At 30.4% G+C, this 5,224-nt stretch carries 6 protein-coding genes and 1 pseudogene; 5 read left to right on the top strand and 2 right to left on the bottom strand.

Annotated features, from left to right (window positions below; genetic code table 11):
* The first annotated feature begins 424 nt into the window (after positions 1 to 424).
* The 5 genes from IR213_RS15755 to IR213_RS16440 all read left to right on the top strand — a co-directional run bounded on the left by IR213_RS15755 (position 425) and on the right by IR213_RS16440 (position 4,207).
* Positions 425 to 814, top strand: a complete 390-nt coding sequence (locus IR213_RS15755) for a hypothetical protein (protein WP_194313247.1) — start codon at positions 425 to 427, stop codon at positions 812 to 814.
* Between the two features lie 64 nt (positions 815 to 878).
* On the top strand, positions 879 to 1,430 hold the full coding sequence (locus IR213_RS15750; RefSeq protein WP_194313246.1) for a hypothetical protein: 552 nt from the start codon (positions 879 to 881) through the stop codon (positions 1,428 to 1,430).
* A gap of 11 nt (positions 1,431 to 1,441) precedes the next feature.
* Positions 1,442 to 2,656, top strand: a complete 1,215-nt coding sequence (locus tag IR213_RS15745) for a hypothetical protein (RefSeq protein WP_194313245.1) — start codon at positions 1,442 to 1,444, stop codon at positions 2,654 to 2,656.
* Positions 2,657 to 2,831: 175 nt separating this feature from the next.
* A complete protein-coding gene (locus tag IR213_RS15740; protein WP_194313244.1) occupies positions 2,832 to 3,446 on the top strand; it encodes a hypothetical protein in 615 nt (204 codons plus the stop codon).
* A 380-nt stretch (positions 3,447 to 3,826) separates the two neighbouring features.
* Positions 3,827 to 4,207 (top strand): HNH endonuclease signature motif containing protein, encoded by a 381-nt coding sequence (locus tag IR213_RS16440; RefSeq protein ID WP_228479215.1) that lies wholly within the window; start codon positions 3,827 to 3,829, stop codon positions 4,205 to 4,207.
* A 252-nt stretch (positions 4,208 to 4,459) separates the two neighbouring features.
* On the opposite strand, the gene IR213_RS15730 is transcribed toward IR213_RS16440, so the two are convergent.
* Positions 4,460 to 5,059 carry an REP-associated tyrosine transposase gene (locus tag IR213_RS15730; protein WP_194313248.1) on the bottom strand — a complete coding sequence of 200 codons (600 nt, stop codon included), beginning with the start codon at positions 5,057 to 5,059 and terminating at the stop codon, positions 4,460 to 4,462.
* A gap of 67 nt (positions 5,060 to 5,126) precedes the next feature.
* Positions 5,127 to 5,224 (bottom strand): annotated as a pseudogene (locus IR213_RS15725) (IS982 family transposase); the annotation flags it as partial.

Below are 5,224 nucleotides of genomic sequence, written 5' to 3'. Positions count from 1 at the left end.
AATTCTTCTGAAATATAGGGAGGTAGGTTTTTTATTTTACAAAATAATCCTAGCATTTACTAGGGTTAAAAGGAATTTATTGCCTAAATCTTAGTTTTGTCGGTCGATAGTGATTTTTTTTACGAACCGACAATCAACTTCAAAATCTAACAATTCCAAATTGGATAAAATTTAGTTTGCCCGATGCTTTATGGTTGTTCTCATTTACATATATAATTCTATTAATCTGGGACTTTAAGATAACTAGACAATCTGTATTATGGATTTTTCTTGCTCCAATAGTTGGACTCTTTTCAGAGATTGGTCAGTTAATTGGAATTATTCCTGGAACATTTGATAAAATAGATTTTATCCTTTTACTATTATCGACAGCTTTACCTTTTTACTCCGTTTCTAATTTAAAATCAATAAAAATCAAAATCTTATGAAAACAAAAAAAATGACGTCGCACATCTTTTCGGTATTAGCTCTATGCTTTTTTATTCTCATTGCTTTTGGGAGTGGCGACGAAGACAATACAAAAAACGCTGATGGCACGGCTAAAACTGAAAGACAAATTCAATTAGACAAACAGTTTAGTGCTTGGGATGGCTCGCACAATACCTTGACAAAACTTATTAAAAAATCAATGAACGACCCTGAAAGTTATGAACACGTTGAAACTAATTATTGGGATATGACAGATTATATTGTTGTGAGGACAGTTTATAGTGGCAACAATGCTTTTGGTGGTAGAGTCAAAAATTTCGTAAAAGCAAAGTTTGATAATGATGGTAATTTGTTAGAAATAATTGAAGAAGGTGCTGGAAACTAATACAAAAAACAGATTGAAAAAATAACCAATAATTGAAAAAATAACCAATAAAAGTAAATAAATTATGAAAATTAAAATACTCCTATTAATATCTATTTTGACTTTAGCAAGTTGCAATGAAAAGAAAGAACAAACTCAAGAATTCAAAATTGATGTTAAAACTGAGGAAGTTTCTGAAAACAATTATAAAGTAAATATCAAAACTAATTTTCCAGAAAACACTTCTTTTACAATTGACGTTCAAAGAGATTACAAACGTAATAATAGTTCTGAACAATATGCTGGAGAACATTATTCTGCATTTTCAACTTTAGTTAAAAATGGTGAAATAAATTTTGATTTTAAAGTAGATGATCCAAAATGGATAAATGATTATAAAAATTATCAAAATGAAAATGGAAGTTTTGATAAAACTCTAACAGATATAGATTTTGAAACGGTAAAAGACACTTTAGAAATATCCGTTTTATATACTCCAATGGGAGAAAAAAATGAAGAAAATATTGAGTTAATTGGTAAAAACGGTGAGTTTTTAAAAGGCGATGGAATGGAAAAAAACGGAACTTTTAACGTTTTCAGAAAAACAATTAAGATATACAACAAGTTCAAGAAATAAATTAAACAATTATGTCTGTAAGCGCAATTCCAAATCCCAAAAAGACAATTCAAGTTGATTTTCCTATCGAAAGAGTAAAGTTAAGTGTAAAAAATATAAACTTGATAAACTCTAAATACACCTTTTCAAGTTCAAATGAGATATTTAATCAATATACCTATAGTGCATTAGAATTATTAAGTTTAGGCGTTTATGTAGATATTAACTTAAATAACATTAGTGAATTTAAAACTGAAATTACTGTTGAAATAAGAAGAAAAATAGGTAGTTTTAATGATTCTTATGAAATTACAAAATCAAATGACCATATAGTTAGTATTTATGATTGTATTGCTAAATTAACTTGTAAAAGTCCTGAAGAAATTGAAAATCTTAAAAACGAACAGATTGAGAAATTAAAACCTTCGAAAAAACCAAATAATTTAAGTAGAAACAATTCAAATACTCAAACCTCAACAACAAATGCTTGGTATGAAAAAAAGTGGCTCGTAATATTTTTATGTGTCGTTTTTTTTCCTGTTGGACTTTATGGTCTTTGGAAAAACACAACTATTGCTAATAATTGGAAATTTGCTATAACATCACTAATTGCAATTATAATTATTGCCAGCTGGGGAGATAATTCGAAAATTGGCAAATATACTAAAGAAGAATTACCTAAAAATTTCTCATACGATATAATAAAAGACGAGAGTAATGAAGTGTTAGAAAAAAATCAATTATATGTAGAACTAAGTGGAAAGCTAACCGAAGGACAAATAGCAACTCTTGCAGAAGAACTATTTAATTCAAAGAAAGAGGAAAGAAGATTTTATATGTTTTATCAATTAAAAGGGGTTGAAAATAATGTTTCGAGTTGGGCAACAAGTCATTTCGATCCAGAATTAGAAATAGTTATTACTGGTTCGACAACTGCAGAAGACGTTAACAAAGACAAACTTTCCGAAAAAATTGAAGGTGAAGTGATTGGAAAATGGGACGAAAATAAATACACTTTTTCAAATCTAATAATCTACAAAAAAGGCAATAAAACTTTTATCAAAACAGTTTTCAAAAACGGACAAACTTCAGATGTAGAACTTGAAGAAAGTAAAACTGAAAAAGGAATTAGATTCGATTATAAAGACGGCGGATATAACGGTGAATATTTCATTTTGAATAATGAGAATAGGCTTGAATTATACAATAGTGAAAATAAAAACTTTACGACTGCGACGCCTAAATAAAAAGCCAAACGGATAATACTGGTTTTGCAATATAGCAGAATCTAGTGGAATCGTCGTTTCACAAGAAAAAACAAAACAAATAATAACAATTTGTTTTCCCTAGTTTGCAACATCCCTCAGCCAAGGAAAGTCATTGGGCTAAAGTTTGCTCAAAAAAAATGAACTTAAAAGAAATATGAAAAAATTAATTATTTACGGATTTATTTTAATCAGCGGATTTGGTTACGGACAAGAAAGAGTTGATGGAACAATAATAAATTTCAAAGAAAAAGGCCCAATTTTATCAGAAGCAAATCTTTACCGATATGATAAAGACACGGAAAAATGGGTTGAAAAATTAAATGCACTTCAGAATTATTATGGTTTAATCAATTTTAGAACAATTGAATATAACAACGTGATGTATTACGTATTATGCAGCAATACAGTCGAAGTACGTTATAAATATCCAGCAATAAGCGAAGGACGATATATTAATCCAATATACAATGCCTATATTTTTAGTGAAGCAGAATTTTTGAAACTCAAAAATCTTGGAGAAGGTGTTTCTGATTTTGACGAAGTAAGAACAACACATTTAGATTTAGAGGAACTAAGAATACAAGTTTTATCATATTTAAAAGGTGAAAAGACACATTATGAAAAATTCATTATGAAAATCAAAAAAGAAAATGATTTAATTGTGAGATTTAGATGTCCAGAAAAATACGAAAGTTGGACACAACCATTTGAAAAAAAGTATTTTGAAACTTCATTAGTTGAGTTTAATAAATTGTTTTTAATTGAGTAAAAAACCCCAGCTCTGCGAAGTGTGAATTTGTCGTGACAGCAAAATATAATCGTGATTGCTCTGCGAAGTCTCCAGCTCTGCGAAGTGTGAATTTGTCGTAACAGCAAAATATAATCGTGATTGCTCTGCGAAGTCTCCCGACTTCGTAGCTATTCCAACAATCAACAAACACAGAAAAAAGGCTGCTAAAGTAAGAATGGAATATAGTAATGGGTACGAAGTCGGGAGACTTCGCACAGCATCGAGAGCTAAGAATCAACGAAGTAATCTACTGTATTTCCCAGCTCTGCGAAGTGTGAATAAGTCGTGACAGCAAAATATAATCGTGATTGCTCTAATACCTTTCATAAATCTTTAAACCTAATTTAAACAGAAATCGCATGAAAAGAATCTTTACTGTAATCCTTTATTTATTGCTGTGCAATTTCCTTAATGCCCAACATTTAAAAAAAGATGGAACTCCTGATATGCGGTTTAAGGAAAACAAGCAAACCTATTCTTCGACCACAACAGTAACAGAGGTTCCAAAATTTAACAATGATGCCAATTACAACTACGTCATAAAGAGGGATTCAAAAGGCAAAATAAAAAGAAGTCAATCTGCAAAAAATGATTTCAAAAAACAAACCGGTTATCCAAAAGGCAGATCCGGTTATGTAATTGATCATATAAAACCACTTAAAGAAGGCGGCTGCGATTGTCCTGAAAATATGCAATGGCAAACCATAGCGGACGGAAAAGCAAAAGACAAATGGGAATAGAAACGTACTTTTCCTAACAAGCCGTTCCTAGTTCCCTATCCCAGTTCTGCGAAGTGTGAATAAGTCGTGACAGCAAAATATAATCGTGATTGCTCTGCGAAGTCTCCCGACTTCGTAGCTATTCCAACAATCAACAAACACAGAAAAAAAGCTGCTAAAATAAGAATGGAATATAGTAATGGGTACGAAGTCGGGAGACTTCGCACAGCATCCTACTAATACTCTCTATATACCGTTACAACTTTTTCAAATTCAATACTCGTTATACTTGGTAAAATTATTCAAATTTAGCACATCAACAATTGGAATGTCTGCCTTTTCAATTTTCAATAAGCCTTTATCAGAAACATAATTACTGGCACTGGAATAGATATAATGTGATGCTTTTTCTACAATACCTGAACGAACAGGGTTAAGATGAATATAATCCAACTTTGACCACATAAATTTGTTACTATAAATTTCTTCGGGATGATTACCATATTGCCAAAACTGATAATTTTTATTTCGGGAATGACTTTCGGTTGCTAAATTAAAACGTTCCAACATCCACTCTCTTCGACTTTCAGGATCAGACTTTATTTTTTCTATAATTTTTGTAGCAGTGAATTTTTTAAAATCTCGCAACAAATCCGACAACTCCCCATCGCTAGATTGCACTACCATATGTATGTGATTGCTCATAATCACGTAACCATACAAAACCATAGCTTTATTTGTAATACAGAAATCCAAACATTCCACAACTATGTTTCTGTAATTTTTTCTTGTAAAAACATCAACCCAATCAACAATGGTTGCAGTTATAAAATGAGGTAAAGTTTGATCTCTTATTTTATATCCATCTTGCATAAGTTTTTTGCTCAAATATAATGATGTTTTACTACAAATAAAGACTTGATTAACCCGTTGGGTGTAATTAAACTATTTGTGTTTTAATATTGTTTATTGGTCTTTCAAAAATAAATCTATTGATGAATTGAACCAAAGTTAAAGCTGTTATTTTAGCTAAAATTC

Origin of the sequence: Flavobacterium soyangense, from assembly GCF_015277675.1 — a bacterium.
Classification (GTDB): domain Bacteria; phylum Bacteroidota; class Bacteroidia; order Flavobacteriales; family Flavobacteriaceae; genus Flavobacterium; species Flavobacterium soyangense.
The sequence above is the reverse complement of the archived record's forward strand: the minus strand, read 5'-3'. Positions and strand labels throughout refer to the sequence as shown.